The sequence below is a fragment of the Streptomyces sp. NPDC107546 genome (assembly GCF_055639175.1).
The window spans coordinates 123,173-146,275 of record NZ_JBVKBA010000018.1 but is presented as its reverse complement, the minus strand read 5'-3'; the positions used below and the strand labels follow the sequence as shown (position 1 = coordinate 146,275).

The 23,103-nt window shown below is 71.0% G+C and carries 19 protein-coding genes, 1 pseudogene and 1 riboswitch; of the genes and pseudogenes, 7 read left to right on the top strand and 13 right to left on the bottom strand.

Annotated elements, in window-relative coordinates; all coding sequences use genetic code 11:
- Positions 1–16: 16 nt before the first annotated feature.
- Entirely contained in the window at positions 17–1,081 is a 1,065-nt protein-coding gene (locus tag ACZ7L1_RS25445) for a GNAT family N-acetyltransferase (protein ID WP_471440320.1), read from the top strand.
- Here the strand turns inward: ACZ7L1_RS25445 and ACZ7L1_RS25440 are convergent.
- On the bottom strand, positions 1,029–1,349 hold the full coding sequence (locus tag ACZ7L1_RS25440; protein WP_471440319.1) for a DUF4031 domain-containing protein: 321 nt from the start codon (positions 1,347–1,349) through the stop codon (positions 1,029–1,031). The two genes, ACZ7L1_RS25445 and ACZ7L1_RS25440, sit on opposite strands and share 53 nt — an antisense overlap.
- A complete protein-coding gene (locus ACZ7L1_RS25435; protein WP_471440318.1) occupies positions 1,346–1,729 on the bottom strand; it encodes a hypothetical protein in 384 nt (127 codons plus the stop codon). Before ACZ7L1_RS25435 ends, ACZ7L1_RS25440 begins: the two co-directional genes overlap by 4 nt.
- A gap of 55 nt (positions 1,730–1,784) precedes the next feature.
- On the opposite strand from ACZ7L1_RS25435, the gene ACZ7L1_RS25430 reads away from it, so the two are divergent.
- The 3 genes from ACZ7L1_RS25430 (at position 1,785) to ACZ7L1_RS25420 (ending at position 5,250) form a co-directional block, all read left to right on the top strand.
- Positions 1,785–2,723 (top strand): MurR/RpiR family transcriptional regulator, encoded by a 939-nt coding sequence (locus ACZ7L1_RS25430; RefSeq protein ID WP_471440317.1) that lies wholly within the window; start codon positions 1,785–1,787, stop codon positions 2,721–2,723.
- Positions 2,724–2,775: 52 nt separating this feature from the next.
- Complete coding sequence (gene murQ / locus ACZ7L1_RS25425; RefSeq protein ID WP_471440316.1) at positions 2,776–3,711, top strand: N-acetylmuramic acid 6-phosphate etherase; 936 nt, start codon at positions 2,776–2,778, stop codon at positions 3,709–3,711.
- 78 nt (positions 3,712–3,789) lie between these two features.
- A complete protein-coding gene (locus tag ACZ7L1_RS25420; protein WP_471440315.1) occupies positions 3,790–5,250 on the top strand; it encodes a PTS transporter subunit EIIC in 1,461 nt (486 codons plus the stop codon).
- Positions 5,251–5,268: 18 nt separating this feature from the next.
- Here the strand turns inward: ACZ7L1_RS25420 and ACZ7L1_RS25415 are convergent, their stop codons facing one another.
- A complete protein-coding gene (locus ACZ7L1_RS25415; protein ID WP_471440314.1) occupies positions 5,269–6,321 on the bottom strand; it encodes a macro domain-containing protein in 1,053 nt (350 codons plus the stop codon).
- A gap of 154 nt (positions 6,322–6,475) precedes the next feature.
- Here ACZ7L1_RS25415 and ACZ7L1_RS25410 point away from each other — a divergent pair, with 154 nt between their 5' ends.
- Positions 6,476–9,256: a P-loop NTPase gene (locus ACZ7L1_RS25410; protein ID WP_471440313.1), complete on the top strand. Its 2,781-nt coding sequence runs from the start codon at positions 6,476–6,478 to the stop codon at positions 9,254–9,256.
- A gap of 142 nt (positions 9,257–9,398) precedes the next feature.
- Here ACZ7L1_RS25410 and ACZ7L1_RS25405 read toward each other — a convergent pair whose 3' ends face one another.
- From ACZ7L1_RS25405 to thrC, 9 genes and pseudogenes are all read right to left on the bottom strand, one after another.
- Complete coding sequence (locus tag ACZ7L1_RS25405) at positions 9,399–10,064, bottom strand: DedA family protein (protein ID WP_471440312.1); 666 nt, start codon at positions 10,062–10,064, stop codon at positions 9,399–9,401.
- Between the two features lie 83 nt (positions 10,065–10,147).
- The gene (locus tag ACZ7L1_RS25400) at positions 10,148–11,293 is read right to left on the bottom strand and encodes an FUSC family protein (RefSeq protein ID WP_471440311.1); all 1,146 of its coding nucleotides are present in this window, start codon (positions 11,291–11,293) and stop codon (positions 10,148–10,150) included.
- An 86-nt stretch (positions 11,294–11,379) separates the two neighbouring features.
- Positions 11,380–12,933 carry a carboxylesterase/lipase family protein gene (locus ACZ7L1_RS25395; RefSeq protein WP_471440310.1) on the bottom strand — a complete coding sequence of 518 codons (1,554 nt, stop codon included), beginning with the start codon at positions 12,931–12,933 and terminating at the stop codon, positions 11,380–11,382.
- Positions 12,934–13,068: 135 nt separating this feature from the next.
- Positions 13,069–13,585 (bottom strand): annotated as a pseudogene (locus ACZ7L1_RS25390) (MFS transporter); the annotation flags it as partial.
- A 127-nt stretch (positions 13,586–13,712) separates the two neighbouring features.
- On the bottom strand, positions 13,713–14,837 hold the full coding sequence (locus tag ACZ7L1_RS25385; protein ID WP_471440309.1) for an NADH:flavin oxidoreductase: 1,125 nt from the start codon (positions 14,835–14,837) through the stop codon (positions 13,713–13,715).
- 229 nt (positions 14,838–15,066) lie between these two features.
- Positions 15,067–16,692 (bottom strand): chaperonin GroEL, encoded by a 1,626-nt coding sequence (groL, locus tag ACZ7L1_RS25380; protein ID WP_471440308.1) that lies wholly within the window; start codon positions 16,690–16,692, stop codon positions 15,067–15,069.
- Positions 16,693–17,041: 349 nt separating this feature from the next.
- Entirely contained in the window at positions 17,042–17,245 is a 204-nt protein-coding gene (locus tag ACZ7L1_RS25375; protein WP_004986573.1) for a cold-shock protein, read from the bottom strand.
- A gap of 449 nt (positions 17,246–17,694) precedes the next feature.
- On the bottom strand, positions 17,695–17,970 hold the full coding sequence (locus ACZ7L1_RS25370) for a MoaD/ThiS family protein (protein ID WP_389001487.1): 276 nt from the start codon (positions 17,968–17,970) through the stop codon (positions 17,695–17,697).
- 52 nt (positions 17,971–18,022) lie between these two features.
- Complete coding sequence (gene thrC, locus ACZ7L1_RS25365; RefSeq protein ID WP_471440307.1) at positions 18,023–19,303, bottom strand: threonine synthase; 1,281 nt, start codon at positions 19,301–19,303, stop codon at positions 18,023–18,025.
- 18 nt (positions 19,304–19,321) lie between these two features.
- Positions 19,322–19,465, bottom strand: a riboswitch (SAM riboswitch).
- A gap of 192 nt (positions 19,466–19,657) precedes the next feature.
- Here thrC and ACZ7L1_RS25360 point away from each other — a divergent pair.
- Positions 19,658–20,602, top strand: a complete 945-nt coding sequence (locus tag ACZ7L1_RS25360) for a glucosyl-3-phosphoglycerate synthase (protein WP_471440306.1) — start codon at positions 19,658–19,660, stop codon at positions 20,600–20,602.
- 105 nt (positions 20,603–20,707) lie between these two features.
- Positions 20,708–22,141, top strand: coding sequence for an alpha,alpha-trehalose-phosphate synthase (UDP-forming) (locus tag ACZ7L1_RS25355; RefSeq protein ID WP_471440305.1), 1,434 nt, complete (start codon positions 20,708–20,710; stop codon positions 22,139–22,141).
- Between the two features lie 49 nt (positions 22,142–22,190).
- Here the strand turns inward: ACZ7L1_RS25355 and otsB are convergent, their stop codons facing one another.
- Positions 22,191–23,036 (bottom strand): trehalose-phosphatase, encoded by an 846-nt coding sequence (gene otsB, locus ACZ7L1_RS25350; protein ID WP_471440304.1) that lies wholly within the window; start codon positions 23,034–23,036, stop codon positions 22,191–22,193.
- Positions 23,037–23,103 lie beyond the last annotated feature (67 nt).

Below are 23,103 nucleotides of genomic sequence, written 5' to 3'. Positions count from 1 at the left end.
CCATACGCTGCCCCGTATGCGAAGCATGGGCGGGGAACGGGTGACGGAAGCGGTCGCGGGGGCCGTGACGGTCCTGCGGACGGCGGTGGACCGGGACTGGGACAGGGTGAAGGCGGGTCGGCTGGACTGGAGTTGCCGACGCACGGCGGAGCACATGGCCGAGGCTCTCCTCAGGTACGCGGGCGGGCTGGCGGGGCGGGCCGAGACGCGGTTGCCCCTGACGTTCGGCATCGCGAAGGACGTCGGCAACGACGCGGCGCTCGACATCCTGCAGACGACCGGCGCCCTGCTCGTCGCCGCCATACGCACCACCCCGCGCGAGGTGCGCGCCTTCCACCCGCACCCGTTCCGCAGCGCGAACCGTGAAGGCTTCGCCGCGATGGGGGTCACCGAGGTCCTGCTGCACACGCACGACATCGCCGAGGGTCTGGGGCTCGCCTACGAGCCGCCCGCCGAGCTGTGCGAGGACGTGCTGACGCGGCTCTTCCCGCACGTACGGCCCGGCCCCGACCACTGGCGCACCCTCCTGTGGGCCACGGGCCGCGGCGACCTGCCGGGGCGTGAGCCGGTCACCGAGTGGCGGTGGAGCAACGCCCTTGTCATCCCCGCCGAGCGTCTCACCCTTCAGGGCGTCACCCCGGCGGCCGCCACCGATCTGCGCATGGGCGGCACCGGAGGCTTCGAGTGGCTCGACGGCGAGCCCTTCCAGGGCACACGGGAAGCCGCCGGGATGCTCGTCAAGGCGTACGAGGCCGGGGTGCACCGGCCGGAGTGGGGCGTCTTCGTGCTCGTACGGAGGGAAGACGGGCGCGCGGTCGGGAGCATGGGCTTCCACGGAGCCCCGGACGAGGAGGGACGCGCGGAGGTCGGCTACGACCTGGTGGAGGGCGCCCGCGGCCACGGCTACGCGACCGAGGCGCTGCGCTCCCTCGCCGCGTGGGCGCTGGCCAGGGACGACGTCGGCACGCTGTTCGCCACCGTCGAGCGGGCCAACATCCCGTCGCAGGGTGTTGTCACCCGGGCCGGGTTCACCCGGGTGAGTGAGGACGAGGAGACGTACGCGTACGCGCTGCACCGCTGAGCCCCTGCTCGCGGCCCTTGCGCCGGCGCAGTCCGGACGCGTGCAGCAGCCGCACCACCTCGCGGCTGGAGACCTCCACCGCGCCGGCGGCCACGACGTCCGCGTACCGGTGCGAGGGGATGTCGTAGTGGTCGCGTTCGAAGGCGCGGCGCGGCACGTCCAGCTTCGCGGCGAAGGCGTGGAGTTCGTCGTACGAGACGTCGCTGATCAGATGCGACCACAGGCGGCCGTGCCCCGGCCAGGCGGGAGGGTCGATGTAGACCGTCACGAGGACGTCATCCCGCCCGTAGCCCTCCCCAGCGAGCCCACCGCCGCGACCTTCACACCGGCTTTGGGACACACCCAGTGCGGGTTGGCCCCGAGTTCCGGCTCGACGTCGAGGGCGTGCGGGTCGCCGGAACCGCAGACCGGGCACAGCGGCCAGCGGCCGTACCGCTCCAGGAGCGCGTCCTGGACGTCCTGCGCGACCAGGCCCGCCACGTAGTCGGCGCCGTCCGGCCACTGCTCGACCCACCATCGCCGCTGGGCCACGGAGTCCTCGACGAGTGAAACCACGTCCGCCTGGGCGACCTCGCCCGCGACCAGGTCGGCGAGCACCAGGGCGCGCGCCGCGTGCAGGGCTTGCTCCAGGGGGCTGATGGGCTCCATGCCCCTATTGTGCGCACTCTTGACCGGACGGCCGAATCGAAAATAGCTTTCACATGTGAGCCGCGACGTGAAGGAAATTTTCGCAGGGCCGGTGGGCCCGGGGGTGCCACCCGCCCCCGCCGCCCTCGCCGCCAAGGTGCGCACCCTCGCACCGTCCATGACCCGGTCCATGCAGCGCGTCGCCGAGGCCGTCGCCGGGGACCCGGCCGGCTGCGCGGCGCTCACGGTCACCGGGCTCGCCGAACTGACCGGCACCAGCGAGGCCACCGTCGTCCGCACGGCCCGCCTGCTCGGCTACCCCGGCTACCGCGACCTGCGGCTCGCCCTCGCCGGCCTCGCCGCCCAACAGCAGTCGGGCCGCGCCCCGTCCGTCACCGCGGACATCGCGGTCGACGATCCCATCGCCGACGTCGTCGCCAAGCTCGCCCACGACGAACAGCAGACCCTGGCCGACACGGCGGCCGGACTCGACACCGTGCAGCTCGGCGCCGCCGTCGCCGCGCTCGCCGCCGCCCGCCGCGTCGACGTCTACGGCATAGGCGCCTCCGGGCTCGTCGCCCAGGACCTGGTGCAGAAGCTGCTGCGGATAGGTCTCATAGCCCACGCGCACAGCGACCCGCACCTCGCCGTCACCAACGCCGTGCAGCTGCGCGCCAAGGACGTGGCGATCGCGATCACGCACTCCGGCTCCACCGGCGACGTCATCGAACCGCTGCGCGTCGCCTTCGAGCACGGCGCGACCACCGTCGCGATCACCGGCCGCCCGGACGGCCCGGTGTCGCAGTACGCCGACCACGTCCTGACCACGTCCACGGCCCGCGAGAGCGAGCTGCGCCCGGCCGCGATGTCGTCCCGCACCAGCCAACTGCTCGTGGTGGACTGCCTGTTCGTGGGCGTGGCGCAACGGACGTACGAGACGGCGGCGCCGGCGCTGGCCGCCTCGTACGAGGCGTTGGCGCACCGTCACCGCCCACGGGGCGGAACGAAGCGCTAGGCCCGTCCGCCCTCCTCCCAGAGCAGCGCCGCACCGGAAACGAGCCACCCTCATGACCTCCTCGTCCCACCCCCGCGACCTCCGCGCCGAGCTGGAGACGCTGACCACCGAGGCGTTCCGTCCCGAGCTGGCCGAGATCGACCGGCTGCCGACGCTTGAGATCGCGGAACTGATGAACGGTGAGGACGCGACCGTGCCCGCCGCGGTGGCCGCGCGGCTGCCGCAGATCGCCGCCGCGATCGACGCCATCGCCGAGCGGATGGCCCGCGGCGGCCGGCTCGTCTACGCGGGCGCGGGGACCGCCGGGCGGCTCGGCGTCCTGGACGCGTCCGAGTGCCCGCCGACCTTCGACACGGACCCCTCCCAGGTCGTGGGCCTGATCGCGGGCGGCCCGGGCGCCATGGTGACGTCGGTCGAAGGCGCGGAGGACTCCAGGGAGCTGGCGGCGCAGGACCTCGACGCGCTGGAGCTGACGGAGCGTGACACGGTGGTCGGCGTCTCGGCGTCCGGGCGCACGCCCTACGCGGTCGGCGCGGTGGAGCACGCGCGGGCGCGGGGCGCGCTGACGGTCGGCCTGTCCTGCAACGCGGACAGCGCGCTCGCGGCCGCCGCCGACCACGGCATCGAGATCGTGGTCGGCCCCGAACTGCTGACCGGCTCGACCCGGCTGAAGGCGGGCACGGCGCAGAAGCTGGTCCTCAACATGCTCTCGACGATCACGATGATCCGCCTCGGCAAGACCTACGGGAACCTGATGGTGGACGTCCGCGCCTCCAACGACAAGCTGCGCGCCCGCTCCCACCGCATCGTGGGGCTGGCGACCGGCGCGAGCGACGAGGAGATCGAGCGTGCCCTCGCGGCCACGGGCGGAGAGGTCAAGAACGCGATCCTCACCATCCTGGGCGGCGTGGACGGCCCGACGGCGAAACGTCTCCTCGCTCAGAGCGGAGGGCATCTGCGCGCGGCACTGGAGAAGTCGGCCGGCTGAGCCACCTTTCGGTGGAGAGCGGCGGAGGTTTCCGCGCGGCGCCCACCTCGGCGCTTACAGGCGCCGCACCCTCGACCCGTGCCCAGTACCTCACACGCCGCCACCGCCGCCGCGCTGCTCCCCCTGGTCGGTGGCCCCGCGAACGTCACCTCCGTCGCCCACTGCATGACCCGACTGCGGCTGGGTCTGGCCGACCGCTCCCTCGTCGACGAGGACGCCTTGCGCGCGCTGCCCGAGGTGCTGGGGGTGGTGGGCGACGACACGTACCAGATCGTGCTCGGGCCGGGGAAGGCCGCACAGGTCACGGCGGAGTTCGAGGCCCTCGTCCGCACGAGCGCCGATGAACCGGCCGTGCGGGGGGCCTCGTCGGCCGGAGAACCGGGTGCCCTGGGGGCCTCGTCGGCCGGAGAACCGGCTGCCCGGGGCTCCGCGCTGGAGGCGGCCCGGCGACAGCGCAACGCCACCCCCGGCAAGATCCTCCTGCGCCGCGTGGCGAACGTCTTCGTGCCGCTGATCCCCGCCCTCATCGGCTGCGGCGTCATCGCGGGAGCGACGGGCCTGCTGCTCAACCTGCGCCTGCTGCCGTCCCTCACGCCCGCCCTCACCACCCTCTCCTCCTCCTTCATGGCCCTGATCGCGGTCTTCGTGGGCCACAACACGGCGAAGGAGTTCGGCGGCACGCCGGTGCTGGGCGGCGCGGTGGCCGCGGTCGTGGTCTACCCGGGGGTCGCCAAGGTCTCCGTGCTCGGGACGGCCCTCGCCCCCGGCCAGGGCGGGGTGCTGGGCGCCCTGGCCGCCGCGCTCCTCGCGACGTACGTCGAGAAGTGGTGCCGCACCTGGGTCCCGGCCACCCTGGACGTCCTGCTGACCCCGACGCTCACGGTCCTGGTCCCCGGCCTGGTGACGCTCTACGTCCTGATGTACGCGGCCGGAGCGGCGGCGAGCGCCATCGGCACGGCGGCGAACTGGCTCCTGTCGACGACGGGCGCGGCAGCGGGCCTGGCCCTCGGGGGCCTGTTCCTCCCTCTGGTGATGCTGGGCCTGCACCAGGCCCTGATCCCGATCCACACCACCCTGATCGAACAGCAGGGCTCCACCGTCCTGCTCCCCCTCCTGGCGATGGCGGGTGCGGGCCAGGTGGGCGCGGCGCTGGCGGTCTACGTCCGCCTCCGCCACGACCTGTCCCTCCGTACGACGATCAAGTCCGCCCTCCCGGCGGGCCTGCTGGGCGTGGGCGAGCCCCTGATCTATGGAGTGTCGCTACCGCTCGGCCGCCCGTTCCTCACGGCGTGCGTCGGCGGTGCGGCGGGCGGAGCCTTCGTCGGCGGCTTCGCGATGCTCGGCTACAAGGTGGGCGCGACGGCGATCGGACCGTCGGGGTGGGCGCTGTTCCCGCTGCTGGCGGGGAGCAGGGGGCCGGGGGTGACGGCGGCGATCTACGGGGGCGGGCTGTTGACGGGGTACGCGGTGGGCTTCGTGACGACGTACGCGTTCGGCTTCAGCGGACGGCGTGCTCTTCTCCTCCCGTCATCGGATTGACCGGCCACCGAGGTGGCTTCAGTGCGGGGAGGGTTCGGCCAACCCCGCCTCCACGTCCAGCACCGCCCTGCACACAGCCGCTTGCACATCGGTGTACGCCAACAGGTAGACGGCTCGTACACGAGAGGCGACATGTGATCGGAAGTATCCGACCACGCCGGCCACCAAGGTCTCCGCCGTCTTCCTCAGGTCGCTGTTTCCTCCGCCGGTTCCAAGCAGGGGGAGGACGACCGAGCGCAACTCCTCGCCTGCGTCGTTCAGCCGATCCACCTCGGCCAGAACGTTCCGGACGCACCTCTCCAGGTCCAGGACGGGGCGGAAGCCGGACCCCGGTTCCCCCTCGACGGCAGCGACATGGAGGATGCGCTTGACCTGATGGCTCGCCGCCAGTTCTCCGGCTCCCGTCACGAGGACCTGTCCCGGCACGACCCGGGTCTGGCCTCCCATCCGGTCGGCCAGTTCCAGGGCGATGGTGTCGTCGATCAGGTTTCCGGCCGCGTCCCGTCGCCCCCCGTGATAACGGATGGTCGCGGAGATGGTGGGCTCGTTGATGCGTGACATTTCCATACGGGTGTTCTCGGTGTTCACCCAGACGTCCATGCCGGTCACGCCGGCAAGGTTGCCCGTGACCATCCCCACTCGGTGCCCCCGCACACCGGGGACGGCGACCTCGTGCCGGGTGCCGGTCACCAGAGGGCGAGCCGGCCGGTCCGGAGCACGCTCACCGAGCAATTGCCGACGCAGCGCCGCGTTCTCCGTCTTCACCTTCTGCAGTTCCGCCGCCATTTCGTCCCTGCCACGCGTCTTGGACAGCCACGTGAAGGACGCCAGCATGAAGAAGGCGGCGAACCCGGCCGCACCTCCCAGACTGAAGCCCAGCGCCCGTCCCTCTGAGATCGAGTCGGGAAAGGTCGCGAAGAGGAACAGTGCCCCCGCCAGGGAGTACAGCAGCGTCACGGGAAGTTGGAGGGCATAGTGCCGCCCCGCACGGGCCGGCGCGGACGACCAGGCTTGCAGGCCGACGCCGGACAGGATGAGGAGTGCAGTCAGGCACAGTTGCAGCGGGCTCATGGGCGACACGCCATCCCTTCTCTCGGCCTCCGCGCCGCCGGTCAACGGCTTCGGGCAGCCTCGGCACAGCAAGAGAAGCACAGGGTCGGGCAGGGCCACCAGTGATGGCCTTCGCCACCTTCGCCGAGGGCTGCACCACGGTTGCCGCGTGAATATGACGGAACGTCACGTACCGGCTTCACACGGGTGGTTTCATGTTCATATGAACCCCATCGACTTCGGTGACCTCTTCGAACTCAGGGTGCGTCTGCACCTGCTTGCCGAAGAGGCCGATCGCCGCCTCGTCACCGTGTTCGGTTCTGGAATCAGCAACGCGGTGCTGCCGGGGGTTCCGGAACTGACGGAGCTTTTCCGGGCGCACGTGCCGCGCGCGGGGCGGGCGAGGTTCAACGAGACGATCGACGCCATCACCGACCCCGGCCTCAAGTACCAGAACGCGGCCGCCATCCTGACCCGCCAGGCCGGCGAACAGACGGTGATGCGTGCGATCCGCACCGCGGTGCTGAAGGCATGCCATGACGTGTCCGATGAGGACGCCGGCAAGGTCGCGCGCGACGAGGAACAATGCCGCGGACTGGTTCGGGCGGGTTCGTGGGAGATCCCGCTGGGCTACCAGAGGTTCGCCCGCTTCTTCGCCTCCCTCGACGGAAGAGTGCGCGGACCGATCATCACCACGAACTTCGACCCGCTCGTCGAGATAGCTCTCACCAAGGCCGGTGTCGACGCCGTCCCGATCCCGGTCCCCACGGACTCCGCTCCCACACCGGACCAGTTGCGGGAGGCCACGACCCATCCCGTTCTGCACATCCACGGGTACTGGACGGGTCCGGCGACGAGCAACGTTCCGTCTCGGATCACAGCAGACAGGCCCCAGCTCGATGCCGTGCTTCAGAAGATACTCACCAACTCCGTCGTTCTGGTGGTGGGATACAGCGGCTGGCTCGACGGCTTCATGAAGAGTCTGCGCGGCCGAGTACTCAATGACGCGGACCTCCTCCAAGCCGAAGTCCTGTGGGCGGCCTATGAGCCGAACGCCTCCGACGCCCTCGGGGACGGCGTGCTCAACGACCTCGTGGGCGCGCCCGGCTTCAGTCTTTATCTGGGAGTCGACGGACACGAGCTCTTCAGCGGGGAAATCGAGGTCGACGACAGCGCAGCGCAGGAGAAGGCCTCCCCCTTCGGCTATTCGAGGGTGCCCCGTCCAAGCGCATCCACCGAGTACGAGCCGGCCCACTTCGCAGACGGACGTCCTCCGAACTGGGCCGATGCCCAGCCGGGCCGCTGGCCCTTGCTCAGCTCCACGCAGACGCTGGAGGAGGAACTGCTCGGCTGCCTCGCCAAGGGCGGGGGAGGTGGAGTGGTCGCCATCGGTCCTCTCGGTGAAGGCAAGTCACTGGCGGTGCGGCAGTTGGCAGCATCAGCCGCTTCGGCCCGACCGGACTGGGATGTGGTGTGGCGCGAACCCGGCGCGCCTCCCATCACAGAGACTTGGCTACGTGAGGTCCGCAAGACCTCGGACCGCACCTTGATCTGCATCGACGAGGCCGATCTGGTCATGGACGAACTCGTGGCCACCGAGAGTCTGTGGGGAGCGGAGAACTCCGGCTTCGCCTTCCTGCTCGCCAGCCACGACCGGCTGTGGTGGCAAGGCGCGGGCACCTACCTGCGGGCGCGCATCAGCCCTGTTCTCTTCCATGGCATCACCGCTGACGACGCCGCCAACATCGCCGGCGCCTGGCAGGCGATGGGACTGCTGCCGCCCTCCCTGGCCAGTGCTGAAGCCGCGGCCCAGCGACTCGCGACGTCGGCGGGCGCGATGGCGATGAAGACCAACACACTCTTCGGCGCTGTGCTCGACGTCCGGTACGGACCGGAACTCGGCCACCGCGTCGAGGACCTGCTGAGGAAGCTCCGGGACATCAACCTGACGGACACCGTGACGCTCGGCGACGTGTTCGCTGGAATCTGTGTGATGCAGCATGTTCTCGACAAGGACGGAAACCGGGGCAGAGGCGCAAGCCGTTCGGTGATCGCGGAAATGGTGGGGAAGGGGGAGGTCTTCGCGGACGGCAAGATCTTGCGCATCCTTGGCCGGGAAGCAGCCGTCACCTTCGCGGGTGACCGGGTGTACTCCCGGCATCCGGCCATCGCCTCGGCCGTGGTCGAACAGGTGAACAGGGATGGGTCCGCCCAGAAGGTCTATACGCTGGTGGGCAGGGCCGGTGGAGCACTGAGAGCGGCGGAAGCGAGCGAGATCGACGGGTTCCGCGACGCCTACCTGCTCTCCCGCCACCTGTCGGTTCCCGAGGCCGTGTGGGCGGCCGCCGGGGCCGTCGAAGGCACAGGAAAGCTGCTGGAATCCCGGGTGAGCCTGCTGCGGGCCTTTCGCCGGGAACCTGGAGGACGAGCCGTCAAGTACGCCCGGGACCTGGCCAAGCATGCGCACGAGTACCGCGACTTCCGAGCCGCCCTGAGAGGGTTCCTTGTGGAGTTCTCCAACTGCATGCGAGACGAGCATGCGCAGACCTCCTCCGGACTCGCCGCGCTCGCGCTCGACGACAGGGTCGGGTTCAGGCTCGACTCCACTCGCGCAGGGTACGCGCTGGTGAGCCTCGGGAAGTCTGCGCTCAAGCTGAACGCGCAGACGGGTACGGGAGCAACAAGTGATGCCCCGGAGATCTCCTACATCCTGCTCGAACGCATCCGCGGGGGGTACGAGGCGGAACAGTTCCTGGGGGTGATCCGCACGCGTCTGACGCCGCTGGAGGAGTTCCGCAGCCTGAGCGCCATCAAGTTGTGCGCTCGTCTGGCCACGGCGATGAGCACCGCGGCGAAGTCGGCGGAGAAGGAAACGGGCGTCCAGCTCGGCCTCGATGACGCGCTGTCCTTCGACACGTTGCGCCGACTGGCCGAGGTGGGACCCGACGGGAGGTGAGGAACGAGGCCCAGAGGTCAGGCCCAGGAAGTCGCCGACGGCCACGCCGCCCTCGTTCCCGTCCGTTACGGCTCCCACGGTCCGCCGGCACCGCTCCGGGGCAGCTCCCGGGTCGAGCGACTGACCAGGAACCACGCCCGGCTCAGCGCCCTCCGCCGTGTCCTCCGGCGTCCGGCTGCCGCTCCGCGTCGCTGCGGCGGCGGTGGTACAGGTGACGGCCGATGAGGACCACGATCAGCACGGCCATGGCGACCAGCACATACAGCTCGTAGCGCTGGATCGCCGGGTAGAGGGTGTTCAGATGGGCCCCGGCCAGGCCACCGAACATCACCCAGGTGCCGACCCACAGTGCTCCGCCCAAGGTGTTGAAGAACAGGAAACGGCGCCAGTGCATTCCGGCCATCCCGGCGATGATCCCGTTGGCCTGGCGCAGGCCCTCGATGAATCGGGCGACGGTGACGACCTTGCCGCCGTGCCGGGTGAAGAAACCTTCCGCCTTCTCGACGCGGGCCGGCGTGAGCAGCACGTAGCGGCCGTAGCGCTCGACGAGCCGGTGGCCGCCGAAGCGGCCGATGGCGTAGCCGACGTTGTCACCGATCACGGCGGCGAAGAAGGCGATGACGGCCACCAGGACGATGTCGAGCCGGCCCGCGCCCGCGTAGACGGCGGCGACGATCAGGATCGTCTCGCCGGGTACGGGCACGCCGAAGTCCTCGACGAACACCAGGCCGGCGACCGCCAGATAACCCCAGTGGTCCAGGATCGGGGCGACGTCGGCCAGGACTCCGGGAAGCGGTGGCTGTGTCATCGGCGGTCTCCCGTGCGGCTGGGCATGAGCTGTCGGCACCGGTTTCCATGGTCCTGCACGCCCGCGCGGCACGAGCGGGACGGTCACGGCTCCGTGGCGACGAGTTGGTCGACCAGGCGGCGCGCCTGGGTCAGCAGGGTGCCGTAGGTGGCGACCTCGCCGGGGTCGTCCGGTACCGAGCGGGTCAGGTGCCGGCGCAGTTCGTCATGCGTGTCGCGCAGCTTGCGCACGGCTTGGCGCAGCTCGTGGTCGTCCTCCGTGCCGAAGCGGCTCTGGCAGTAGAGCTGGAGCGCCTGCGCGGTCTGGTGCAGGAAGTCCGCGTAGCGGCGGGCGGCGGAGGGGTCCGGCCGGGCCGCCGGGCGGTCCTCCGACGCGGCCTCCAGGACGGCCCGGGTGACACCGGCGGTGTGCACGGCGGCGTAGTCCAGGACCACGACCGCGTCGTCGTAGTCCTTGCCCGGCACGGAGTGGGCGCGCGAGCGGCGGCGGAGGTTGATGCGCATGCTCTCCCGGCTCCAGCCGATCGCGGAGCGGGCCTGGTCCACCAGGCGTTCCAGACGCAGCGCGCGCTCGTGCCAGGTGGTGGCCTCGTCGGCGTCCCACCGGTCCTCGGCCATCCCGTCGGCCACCGCCTCGAGGATGTCGTGGGCCTCCCCTGCGGCGTCCTGGAGGGCCGCCCGGCTGTCGCGCAGGTACACCGGGGGCCGGATCAGCGCGTTGGCGGCGATGCCGACCAGGGCACCGAAGGCCGCCTCGGCGATCCGGGCGCCGGAGGTGGCGACGGTGACCTGCCCGTTGGTCAGGACGAACAGGGCGCCGGTGGCCGCGTAGATGCCCTGGCTGCCCAGGCGCTGCCAGTGGCCCAGCAGGACGACCGTCGGCAGCACCAGCGCCATGGCGGTCATCGTGTCGTGCAGCACGAGGGCCGCCGCCGTCGCCACGACCGTGCCGGTGGCGATCGCCGCGAGCTGCTGCAGCCCGTGCGCGATCGACCGGTACACGGTCGACTCCACCAGGACGACCGCCACCCAGGGCGCGACGAAAGCCACCGGGGCCTTCAGCCACCAGCCCGCCACGGCCCAGGCCACCCAGGCGGCCAGCGCCGCCTTCAGCGCCTGGACGACGATGTCCCGCTCCCGGCCCGGTCCCTCGCAGGCCCGCCGCACCGCCTGGCCGGCCGTCTGCAGCCAGTGCCACACCGACTGGATCGCCGTACGCTTCCCTCTCATGGCACACCAAGTGCCACGGGGCACGCGATGAATGCCCCTTCGGCCCCAGGTGACCTGCGGTGGCCGGTTCCGGAGCGGGTACCGGCTCAGCGCAGCAGCGGCAGCGCCGGGAACCCGTACCCCTCCCAGATGCGCCGCGACGCCTCCTCCGGATACGCCGTGACCGTCGGCTCCACGTCCAGCACCTGCACCAGCCGGCGCTCGGTGTCGTACGCCGGCCAGCCCGGGTCGCCCGTCCTCGCGAACGTCGTCCAGGACGTGCGGAGGCGGGAGGCCAGCGCCTCGGCCTCCGGGCCGGGCTCCCCGTCCGCGAACAGCAGGGAGCCGAGGTCCGCCGTGAACGTGCCGAACAGCAGCGGGATGTCCAGAGCGTGGCAGGCGCGCAGGACGCCTCCGTTGCCCGGGGCGGGCCAGGTCAGTTCGTACATGTACGCACGGCCGCCCCCGGCCACCTGCGCCTCGGCCAGGTGCAGGGTGGGCATGCGGAAGAGCCAGTCGGACTGGATCCGTTCGTACAGCTCGTCGGGCGTGGCGTCGGGGAACGCGGCGCGGTAGGCGCCCTCGCCGTCCGGGCCCGGGGCGAACAGGCGCAGAGCTCCTGTCACCTGCTCGTCGGTGATCCGGCCGAGCATGCCGCCGAGGATCAGGAAGAGCTGGTACTCCTCCCGATTGTGCCCGGTGATCAGCTCGACGTCCCGGCCCGCGCCGCCCGCCAGCGCCCGCCAGGGGGTGGTGGGCAGCACCTCGCCGTCGACGACCGGTGAGAAGGGGGTCACCGTGGGTGCGACCTGTCCCCAGCGGTCCTGGTGCTGGAGCATCTTCGCGCTCAGCGCCTGGCCCGCGTCGGTCAGTCGGCGCGGGTCCACGGCCGACAGGTCGGCGGCCGTGGGACGCAGGCCCGCCTCCGCGGCGATGGCGGTCGCGAGGTCGCGGGCCAGTTCGTCGGAGAAGTACGTGCCCGGCATGCTCTGGGCGATCGCCCGCCGGAACAGTCCGGCCGCGCGGGGCATGGCCAGCAGCGCGGCGACCGAGCCGGCGCCCGCCGACTCGCCGAAGACGGTGACCTGCTCCGGGTCGCCGCCGAAGGCCTCGATGTTGTCCCGCACCCACTCCAGGGCCGCGACCTGGTCCAGCAGACCGCGGTTGGCGGGGGCGTCCTCGATGCGGGCGAAGCCCTCGATGCCGACGCGGTAGTTGAAGGTGACGACGACGAGGTCGCCGTCGCGGGCGATGTGCCGGGCGTCGTAGCCGGGGCTGCCCGCGTGGCCGAGCTTGTAGGCGCCGCCGTAGATCCACACCATCACGGGTCGGCGGGCGGCCGGATCCGGGTCGGGCGTCCAGACGTTGACGGTCAGCCAGTCGTCGCCGACGGACGCGTCCGGGACGCCGATACGGCCCAGGAAGGCCGTCTCCTGCGGGGGCGGCGGCCCGAACGCGTACGCCTCCCGTGTGCCCTCCCAGGCCCGTACCGGGCGGGGCGCCCGGAAGCGCTCCTCCCCCACCGGCGGCTCGGCGAACGGTATGCCGCGGAACACCGCGAGCCCGTCCTCCCTGCGCCCGCGCACCGCGCCGGTCGCGGTGCGCACCACGGGCCCGGTCTCGTCGTCGGTGCTCGGCGTGCGGGATTCGGCTGTCGTCATCGTGTGACCTCCAACTTGTCGCCGGTACGGCCCCTCGTCCGGGTGCCGGTGGAACACCTGGTGCACGGGCGGCCGGGCGGCCGCCGCCCGCGCGAGGCGGGAGCGCGACCGCCCGGCCTGACGATCGGTTGGACTTTACGCCTTGGCGTCGGAGACCTCCGCGTGCCCGGCCGGGCCGTCCACCGCGGGCGGCGTCTGCCCGGCGGCCGAACGCCGGCGCGGGATGAAGGAGGCGACGGCGAAGGCGAGGAGCGCGGCACCGGCCCCGATGGCCAGGACGGTACGGAAGCCGTCCTGGGAGGGCAGGGTGACGGGCCCCAGGGTCTTGGTCATGTTGGCGAGGATCACGCCGGCGACCGCGCTCGCGGTGGAGGTGCCGACGGACCGCATCAGCGTGTTGAGGCTGTTGGCGGCACCGGTCTCGGACGCGGGCACGGCGCCCATGATCAGCGCGGGCATGGAGCCGTAGGTGAAGCCGATGCCCGGCGCCGATGACGCAGGAGACCAGGACGAAGTGCCAGACCTGGTCCATCAGCACCATGTTCAGCACGTAGCCGGCGGCCACGATCAGCGCGCCGATCATCAGGGTCGTCTTCGGCCCCCGGGCCTTGGAGACGGTCGCGGAGATCGGTGCCACGGCCATCATCACCAATTATTGCTATTGATCGACTTAAGCACGCGAATTCGCAGCGAACGGGACCGGAGAACACCCCACGCGGCGAAGCCGCCCATGAGTGCGGCCCCCACCCCGAAGGGCGAGGGGCCGCATTCCCCGTTCGTCAGTGCAGGGTCTTCAGCGCGGCCGCGTCATACGCGCCCAGCTCGTCGAAGCGACCCTGAAGGACCTTCTTCGCCCACTCCGGGTCCTGGAGCAGCGCCCGACCCACCGCCACCAGGTCGAACTCCTCCGACTCCAGTCGGTCCAGGAGGTTGTCGAGGGTCTTGACCGGGGCGCCCTCGCCCTGGAACGCGCGGAGGAAGTCGCCGTCCAGGCCCACCGAGCCCACGGTGATCGTCGGCTTGCCGGTGAGCTTCTTCGTCCAGCCGGCGAGGTTGAGGTCGGAGCCCTCGAACTCGGGCAGCCAGTAGCGGCGCGTCGAGGCGTGGAAGGCGTCCACGCCCGCCGCCGCGAGCGGGGTGAGGATCGCCTCCAGCTCCTCGGGGGTCTCGGCGAGCCGGGCGGTGTAGTCCTGCTGCTTCCACTGCGAGTAGCGGAAGAGCACCGGGAAGTCGGGGGACACCCGCTCGCGGACCGCCGCGACGATCTCGGCCGCGAACTTGGTGCGGGCCACCGGGTCGCCGCCGTACGCGTCCGTGCGGCGGTTGGTGCCCGCCCACAGGAACTGGTCGACGAGGTAGCCGTGGGCGCCGTGGATCTCCACGCCGTCGAAGCCGATGCGCTCGGCGTCCGCGGCGGCCTGGGCGAACGCGTCGATGACGTCGTCCAGGTCCTGCTGGGTCATCGCCTTGCCGGTCGGCTCGGCGCCCGCGGTGACGAGGCCGGACGGTCCGACGGCGGGGGCGCCCGCGACGGGGGGCTCACCCTGCTTGCGGACCATGCCGATGTGCCACAGCTGCGGGACGATCGTGCCGCCGGCGGCGTGCACGTCCTCGGCGACCTCGGCCCAGCCCGCGAGCTGCTCCTCGCCGTGGAAGCGCGGGACGCGGTCGCTCTGGCCGGCCGACTCGTGGCCGACGTAGGTCCCCTCGGTGACGATCAGCCCGACACCGGCGGCGGCACGGCGCGCGTAGTAGGCGCGCACGTCCTCGCCGGGAATGCCGCCGGGGGAGAACATCCGGGTCATCGGCGCCATCACGATCCGGTTCGGGACGGTGAGGCCACCCAGCGCGATCGGGCGGGAGAGGATCTGGGCCGCGCGGGAGGCGGGAGTGGTGACGGTCACGTGAGGGGCTCCTCGGGGATCGCTGTGTTTAACCGACTGGTATGTGCGCGCGCATTGTTGCAGCTTCTGAAGCAACCGCCTATGCGCTGCCCCACATTCCCGGCTGCACCACATTCCCGGCCGGGCTGGTGGCCCGCGCGATCCCGGACACGCCCGAGGGCGGCACCCCCTGCCACAGACAGGGAGTGCCGCCCTCGTACGGAAGGACTGGTACCGATCCTCGGAAGGATCAGAAGTCCATGTCACCGCCCGGCATGCCGCCACCGGCAGGCGCGGCGGCCTTCTCCGGCTTGTCGGCGATGACGGCCTCGGTGGTGAGGAACAGCGCGGCGATGGAGGCGGCGTTCTGCAGCGCGGAACGGGTCACCTTCGCCGGGTCGATGATGCCCTCGGCGATCATGTCCACGTACTCACCGGTCGCGGCGTTCAGACCGTGGCCCGGGGTGAGGTTGCGGACCTTCTCCACCACGACGCCGCCCTCGAGGCCGGCGTTGACGGCGATCTGGGTCAGCGGGGCGGTCAGGGCCTTGCGGACGATCTCGGCGCCGACGGCCTCGTCGCCCTCGAGGTCCAGCTTCTCGAAGGAGTTCTGCGCCGCCTGGACCAGGGCCACGCCACCACCGGCGACGATGCCCTCCTCGACGGCCGCCTTCGCGTTGCGGACGGCGTCCTCGATGCGGTGCTTGCGCTCCTTGAGCTCCACCTCGGTGGCGGCACCGGCCTTGATGACGGCCACGCCGCCGGCCAGCTTCGCCAGGCGCTCCTGCAGCTTCTCGCGGTCGTAGTCGGAGTCGCTGTTCTCGATCTCGGCGCGGATCTGGTTGACGCGGCCCGAGACCTGGTCGGCGGAGCCGGCGCCGTCGACGATGGTGGTCTCGTCCTTGGTGATGACGACCTTGCGGGCGCGGCCCAGGAGGTCCAGGGTCGCGTTCTCCAGCTTGAGGCCGACCTCCTCGGAGATGACCTCGCCGCCCGTGAGGATGGCGATGTCGCCGAGCATGGCCTTGCGGCGGTCGCCGAAGCCCGGGGCCTTGACGGCGACGGACTTGAAGGTGCCGCGGATCTTGTTGACGACCAGGGTCGACAGGGCCTCGCCCTCGACGTCCTCGGCGATGATCAGCAGCGGCTTGCCGGACTGCATGACCTTCTCGAGGAGCGGGAGCAGGTCCTTGACCGAGGAGATCTTGGAGTTGGCGATCAGGATGTACGGGTCGTCGAGGACGGCCTCCATACGCTCCATGTCGGTGGCGAAGTACGCCGAGATGTAGCCCTTGTCGAAGCGCATGCCCTCGGTGAGCTCCAGCTCGAGACCGAAGGTCTGCGACTCCTCGACGGTGATGACGCCTTCCTTGCCGACCTTGTCCATGGCCTCGGCGATCAGCTCGCCGATCTGGGTGTCGGCGGCGGAGATGGAGGCCGTGGAGGCGATCTGCTCCTTGGTCTCGACGTCCTTGGCCTGCTCGAGCAGGGCGGCGGAGACGGCCTCGACGGCCTTCTCGATACCGCGCTTCAGGCCCATCGGGTTGGCACCGGCGGCCACGTTGCGCAGGCCCTCGCGGACCAGCGCCTGGGCGAGCACGGTCGCGGTGGTCGTACCGTCACCGGCGACGTCGTCCGTCTTCTTGGCGACTTCCTTGACCAGCTCGGCGCCGATCTTCTCGTACGGGTCCTCGAGCTCGATCTCCTTGGCGATGGAGACACCGTCGTTGGTGATCGTGGGGGCGCCCCACTTCTTCTCGAGGACGACGTTGCGGCCCTTGGGGCCGAGGGTCACCTTGACGGCGTCCGCGAGCTGGTTCATGCCGCGCTCGAGGCCGCGCCGTGCCTCCTCGTCGAACGCGATGATCTTGGCCATGTGAAGTGGTCCCTCCAGGACTGGGGGTGATTACTTCGGACCGCGCCCGCGCCCGCGACGGACGGCCCCGGCCGGAGGTTCCTTGCCCCACCCGGCCCGCGGCCTCACCGACCCGGTCCTTCTGTTGTCACTCTCACCTTCAGAGTGCTAACGCCAATGATTAGCACTCGCCCCTGCCGAGTGCAAGCGGCTCCGAGGGGAGGAGGAGGTGAACGCTACGGTGCGCCCCCTGTCGGCACCCGCCCCGGACCAGTGTCCGAGCAGGGTGCGAACAGACCGAGGGGCCCGTACCCCGGACGGGATACGAGCCCCTCGACACGTCGAACGGTTCAGTCGTCGGCGCGTTGTATCAGGCGGTCACGCGGACCATGTCCGCCTGCGGGCCCTTCTGACCCTGTGAGATCTCGAACTCGACCCGCTGGCCCTCTTCAAGGGTGCGGTAGCCGTCCATCTGGATCGCGCTGTAGTGGACGAAGACGTCCGCACCACCGTCGACCGCGATGAAGCCGTACCCCTTCTCCGCGTTGAACCACTTGACGGTGCCCTGAGCCATGCCTAACTCCCCTATTACTGGCCCTTGCACAGATCCACACTTCGCGGATCCGGGTCAGACCTCACCCCCCAACGGTTGGGGGCGTGCGCCGGAACGCGTCGACCGCGGCTGAATGTATCTGTCCAACTGCCGTCTGCAACAGGTCAATCGGACGAGAATTCGGGGCCCGACCGGTCGGGAATGTACGGAGAACTCGCCCGAATTCAGGGCAAGTCGGGCCGGGCGAAGGGAATGAATGGCGCAAAAGCCCTGCACACTTTGGCTGCTTCTTGTCGAGCGCGCGGCAGGTGATCGCGGGTCCGGAAGGGGAGTCCGGGAGCGCGTTCCCCAACTCTACCGCGCTCAACCATGCAGAATTGCCCCCTCCGTTTCTCTCACGGAGAGGGCAATTCGATGAACTCTCGGTTACCTGCGTTACCGAGGGTAAGGATCGCGCGTCCGAACGACCGTCAGCCGCCCGCGACCGCGGGGATGATGGAGACGCCCGCGCCGTCCGGGGTGGCGGTCTGAAGGCCCTGCTCGAAGCGGACGTCGTCGTCGTTCACGTAGACGTTGACGAAGCGGCGCAGCTTGCCCTGGTCGTCCAGGACGCGGGCGGCGATGCCGGTGTGGTTCTTCTCCAGGTCGGCGATGACCTCGGCGAGGGTCGCGCCCTCGGCGGTGACCTCGGCCCGGCCGCCCGTGTAGGTGCGCAGGATGGTGGGGATGCGGACGTTGACGCTCATCGGGGGATGACCTCCGGTCGGGGTACGGCTGCTGGGTTGTGGCGGGAGGAGATCAGACGAGACCGGCCTCGCGGAAGGACTCGAGGGTAGGACGGATCGTCGCGGTCAGCCCCGTGTCGGCCACCGCGTCCAGCGTCTTCAGACCGTCCCCGGTGTTGAGGACGACCGTCGTCTTCGCCGGGTCGAGGACGCCGTTCTCGATCAGCTTGCGCGTGACACCGACGGTCACGCCGCCCGCCGTCTCGGCGAAGATGCCCTCGGTGCGCGCCAGCAGCTTGATGGCGTCCACGATCTGCTCGTCCGTCACGTCCTCCACGGCGCCGCCCGTGCGGCGGGCGATGTCCAGGACGTACGGGCCGTCGGCCGGGTTGCCGATCGCCAGCGACTTGGCGATGGTGTTCGGCTTCTGCGGCCGCACCACGTCGTGGCCCGCCTTGTACGCGACCGACACCGGCGAGCAGCCCTCGGCCTGCGCACCGAAGATCTTGTACGGCTTGTCCTCGACGAGCCCGAGCTTGATCAGCTCCTGCAGACCCTTGTCGATCTTCGTCAGCTGCGAGCCGGAGGCGATCGGCACCACGATCTGCTCCGGCAGCTCCCAGCCGAGCTGCTCCGCGATCTCGTACGCCAGGGTCTTGGAGCCCTCCGCGTAGTACGGCCGCAGGTTGACGTTGACGAAGCCCCAGCCCTCGCCCGCCGGGTCGCCGATCAGCTCCGAGCAGAAGCGGTTCACGTCGTCGTAGTTGCCCTCGATGCCGACGAGCTCGCCGCCGTAGATCGCGGCCATGACGACCTTGCCCTGCTCCAGGTCGTGCGGGATGAACACGCAGGAGCGGAAGCCGGCACGGGCCGCCGCGGCGCCGACCGCGCCCGCGAGGTTGCCGGTGGAGGAGCAGGACAGGGTGGTGAAGCCGAAGACGCGCGCCGCCTCCAGCGCCTGGGCGACCACGCGGTCCTTGAAGGAGTGCGTCGGGTTACCGGAGTCGTCCTTCACATACAAACCGCCGGTCACGCCGAGTTCCCGAGCGAGGTTGTCGGCCTTGACGAGCTTGGTCCAGCCCGGGTTGAGGTTCGGCTTGTCGGCGACGTCCGCCGGGACCGGCAGCAGCGGCGCATAGCGCCAGATGTTCGCGGGGCCCGCCTCGATGCGCTTCCGCAGTTCCTCGGTGTCGTAGCCGGAGAAGTCGTAGGCGACCTCGAGCGGGCCGAAACACTCCTCGCAGGCGAAGACCGGGCCGAGCGGCACCCGGTGGCCGCACTCGCGGCAGGACAGAGCCGCGGCGGGGCCGAGGTTCACGGAGTCGGTGGTGCTTGCAACTGTCTGCACAGCCATGTCAGGCGAGGCCCTTTCTCCTCATCTTCCTCACGACGCATCTCGCCGTGAGACGGAATTGGCACCTTCCCTAGCCGGGAGCCCCGCCTGCGAAGACGAGAGCCGACTGGAGGGTTGCCGGGGCTTCACCGGGCCGTGTCCCTCTGCCCCTCTGGATGAGCTGTATGTGGTTGTGTCGCCGGCGACGGGCCGGGGTGACCCCGACATGCGATGGTCACCGGCGTTGTTCAAGACTGTAACCGACGGCCGGGAGAGTTGAGATAGTCGTCCGAACCGCGAGATGGATCACAAGAGAGACCATTCGACCGTCCCCGACTCACCCCCCACCCGTACGAACGTGAGGAGCCGCAGACTGTGCTGGAAGAAGTCGAGCGCTGGCTGAGCACCCGCTCCTGGTCCGTCACCGACCGCCCGCTCCACCAGATCATGGCCGCGAAGCGAGCCTCGGGCTCCTCGGTCAGCGTCGTGCTGCCCGCGCTCAACGAGGAGGAGACGGTCGGCGAGATCGTCTCCGCCATCCGCCACGACCTCGTGCGGCAGGTCCCGCTGGTCGACGAGATCGTCGTCGTCGACTCCGGCTCCACCGACCGCACGTCCCAGGTCGCCGCCGCGGCCGGCGCGAGGGTGGTGCACCGCGACACGATCCTGCCACGCATACCGGCCGTGCCCGGCAAGGGCGAGGTGCTCTGGCGCTCCCTGCTCGTCACCGGCGGCGACATCGTCTGCTTCGTCGACGCGGACCTGAAGGAGTTCTCGTCGGACTTCGTGACCGGGATCGTGGGCCCGCTGCTCACCGACCCGGACGTGGACCTGGTGAAGGCGATGTACGACCGGCCGCTGGGCGGCGCAGCGGGCCAGGGCGGCCGCGTCACGGAACTGGTGGCGCGCCCGCTGCTCAACATGCACTGGCCGCAGCTCGCCGGGTTCGTCCAGCCGCTCGGCGGCGAGTACGCGGCCCGCCGATCCCTGCTGGAACGGCTTCCCTTCCCGGTCGGGTACGGCGTCGAGCTCGGCATGCTGGTGGACGCGCTGCACCTGGTGGGCCTGGACGCGCTGGCCCAGGTCGACGTCGGGGTGCGCAAGCACCGCCACCAGGACGGGCAGGCGCTCGGCCGCATGGCCGCCGCGATCTACCGCACGGCCCAGCTCCGCCTGGCCCGCGGCCATCTGGTCCGCCCGGCCCTCACGCAGTTCGAACGGGGGGCGGACGGCTTCGAGCCCCGGACGTACCGGGTGGACACGGAGGAGAGGCCGCCGATGGCGGAGATCGCGGAGTACATGGAACGAAAGGTGGCCTGAACCGTACGCAGCCGGACGTCCGAACGTCCGGACGTGACGGACACGGTTCCGCATACGGCCGAACCGTACGTTTGAGCGTTTTCGGCGCGGGCTAGGTTTCGTGGCATGGCTTCCACGCAGCATGCGCACGGCGCCCGCATCCTCGTCGCCTCCAACCGCGGCCCCGTCTCGTACGCGCTGGACGACTCCGGGCAGCTCACCGCCAAACGGGGCGGAGGCGGTCTGGTGTCCGGTCTGTCGGCGATCGGCCCGGACGCGGACGCGGTCTGGGTGTGCGCGGCCCTGAACGACGGCGACCGCGAGGCCGTACGCCGCACGGGTGGCGCGCTGGATCCGGCCCACACCGGTGGCCGGCGGGTCCGGATGCTCGACATCGACGCGACGGTGTTCTCCGAGGCGTACAACGGCATCGCGAACTCGGTGCTGTGGTTCGTCCACCACATGCTGTACCAGACGCCGCTCGAGCCGGTCTTCGGCAGGGAGTTCCGGCACGCGTGGGCGTCGTACGAGGCCTACAACCACGCGTTCGCCGAGGCGCTGGCCGAGGAGGCGGCCGAGGGGGCGGCGGTCGTGGTGCAGGACTACCACCTGACGCTGGTCCCGGGGATGCTGCGGCAGCTGCGGCCGGACCTGCGGATCGGTCACTTCTCGCACACGCCGTGGGCACCGGTGGACTACTTCCGGATGCTTCCGGACGACATCGCCGGTCAGGTGCTGCGCGGCATGCTGGGCGCCGACCGGCTCGGCTTCCTCACCCAGCGGTGGGCGGACGCCTTCGCCGGGTGCTGCGAGGCGCTCGTCGGCGGGCTGGGGAACACCCGGATCGGGGTGCACGGCCTGGGCGCGGACGCGGACTTCCTGCGCGAGCGGGCGCACCGACCGGATGTGGACGAACGGATGGCGATCCTGCGGGAGCAGATCGGCACCGGCCCCGACGGCCGCCCCCGCAAGGTGATCGTGCGGGTGGACCGGACGGAGCTGTCGAAGAACATCGTGCGGGGTCTGCTGGCGTACGAGGAACTGCTGGAGTCCCGTCCGGAGTGGCGCGAACGGGTGGTCCACGTGGCGTTCGCGTACCCCTCCCGCCAGGACCTGGCCGTCTACCGGGAGTACACGGCGGAGGTCCAGCGGGTGGCCGCGGAGATCAACGAGAGGTACGGGACGCCGGGCTGGACCCCGGTCGAGATGCACGTCAAGGACGACTTCGCGCGCTCTCTCGCCGCGTACCGGCTCGCCGACGTGGCCCTGGTGAACCCCATCCGGGACGGCATGAACCTCGTCGCCAAGGAGGTTCCGGTGCTGTCGGACCAGGGGTGTGCGCTGGTGCTGTCGCGGGAGGCGGGCGCGTACGAGGAGTTGGGCGACGACGCCGTGACGGTCAATCCGTACGACATCCGGGGGACGGCGGAGGCCTTGCACGAGGCGTTGTCGATGCCGGCGGGTGAGCGGGCGGAGCGCTCGAAGCGGCTCGCTGCGCAGGCCACGGCGCTTCCGCCGGCCCGGTGGTTCCTGGATCAGTTGGCTGCGCTGGAGGTCTGAGGGTCTCGTTTCGGGGTGCGGGCCGATCGGGGCTTCTCGCAGGGGCGCCTCAGCTCAGCGTTCGTGTCAGTGACCTCAGAAGGTGTACGACCCCCTGCGGGCCGTCGACCACCAGGTCCGCCCTCTTCGCGAGTTCCGTGACCTCGTCGCTGCCGCTGCAGACGAGGAGGCCGGAGACGCCGTCGGAGCGGAGTTTGTCCACGGCGGCGAAGGCGGGGAGGTCGCCGAGGTCGTCGCCCGCGTACAGGACCGCTTCGGCGCCCGTCTCGCGGACGTACTCCGACAGGGCCACCCCCTTGTCCATGCCCGGCGGGCGCAGTTCCAGGACCATGCGGCCGGGTTCGACGATCAGGCCGTGGCGGGCGGCGAGATCGGCGAGGGGTTCACGCAGGGCCTCGAAGGCGGCCTGCGGGTCCTCGGCGCGGCGGGTGTGGACGGCGACGGCGCGGCCCTTCTCCTCGATCCAGGTGCCGCGCCAGGCTCCGATCTCGTCGAGGTAGCCGGGGAGTTCGGCGCGGACGGCGGCGACCCCGGGGTGGGGGGCCGGGGCGGTGACGGTGCCGGTGCGGGCGTCCCAGCGTTCGGCGCCGTAGTGGCCGAGGACGACGAGGTGGTCGAGTCCGGGGACGCCCGCGAAGCCGCCGTGGCGGACGGCGACGCCGGCGGGGCGGCCGGTGACGACCGCGACGGAGGCGACCTTCGGGGCGAGGGCCGCGAGGGCGGGGACCGCGTCGGGGTGGGCGCGGGCCTGGTCGGGGTCGGGGACGATCGGGGCGAGCGTCCCGTCGAAGTCGAAGGCGAGAACGGCCCGCTCGGGCCGGGCGAGGATGGCGTCGAGACCGTCACGCCCGGCCGGGGTGGCGGGCGTCGGCAAGGAGTCCGTGTGGCTGCCCATGGGTCCGACCCTATCGGCGCGCCGCCGGGCGCACCCACGGGGTCACGGGGGCGCGCCCGGCGCGTCC

Coding starts and splice junctions, on each gene's coding strand:
- ACZ7L1_RS25445 (WP_471440320.1), top strand. CDS start 17: ATGCGAAGCATGGGCGGGGAACGGGTGACGGAAGCGGTCGCGGGGGCC.
- ACZ7L1_RS25435 (WP_471440318.1), bottom strand. CDS start 1,729: ATGGAGCCCATCAGCCCCCTGGAGCAAGCCCTGCACGCGGCGCGCGCC.
- murQ (WP_471440316.1), top strand. CDS start 2,776: ATGACCTCCTCGTCCCACCCCCGCGACCTCCGCGCCGAGCTGGAGACG.
- ACZ7L1_RS25415 (WP_471440314.1), bottom strand. CDS start 6,321: ATGAGCCCGCTGCAACTGTGCCTGACTGCACTCCTCATCCTGTCCGGC.
- ACZ7L1_RS25410 (WP_471440313.1), top strand. CDS start 6,476: ATGACGGAACGTCACGTACCGGCTTCACACGGGTGGTTTCATGTTCAT.
- ACZ7L1_RS25405 (WP_471440312.1), bottom strand. CDS start 10,064: ATGACACAGCCACCGCTTCCCGGAGTCCTGGCCGACGTCGCCCCGATC.
- ACZ7L1_RS25400 (WP_471440311.1), bottom strand. CDS start 11,293: ATGAGAGGGAAGCGTACGGCGATCCAGTCGGTGTGGCACTGGCTGCAG.
- ACZ7L1_RS25395 (WP_471440310.1), bottom strand. CDS start 12,933: ATGACGACAGCCGAATCCCGCACGCCGAGCACCGACGACGAGACCGGG.
- groL (WP_471440308.1), bottom strand. CDS start 16,692: ATGGCCAAGATCATCGCGTTCGACGAGGAGGCACGGCGCGGCCTCGAG.
- ACZ7L1_RS25375 (WP_004986573.1), bottom strand. CDS start 17,245: ATGGCTCAGGGCACCGTCAAGTGGTTCAACGCGGAGAAGGGGTACGGC.
- ACZ7L1_RS25370 (WP_389001487.1), bottom strand. CDS start 17,970: ATGAGCGTCAACGTCCGCATCCCCACCATCCTGCGCACCTACACGGGC.
- thrC (WP_471440307.1), bottom strand. CDS start 19,303: ATGGCTGTGCAGACAGTTGCAAGCACCACCGACTCCGTGAACCTCGGC.
- ACZ7L1_RS25355 (WP_471440305.1), top strand. CDS start 20,708: ATGGCTTCCACGCAGCATGCGCACGGCGCCCGCATCCTCGTCGCCTCC.
- otsB (WP_471440304.1), bottom strand. CDS start 23,036: ATGGGCAGCCACACGGACTCCTTGCCGACGCCCGCCACCCCGGCCGGG.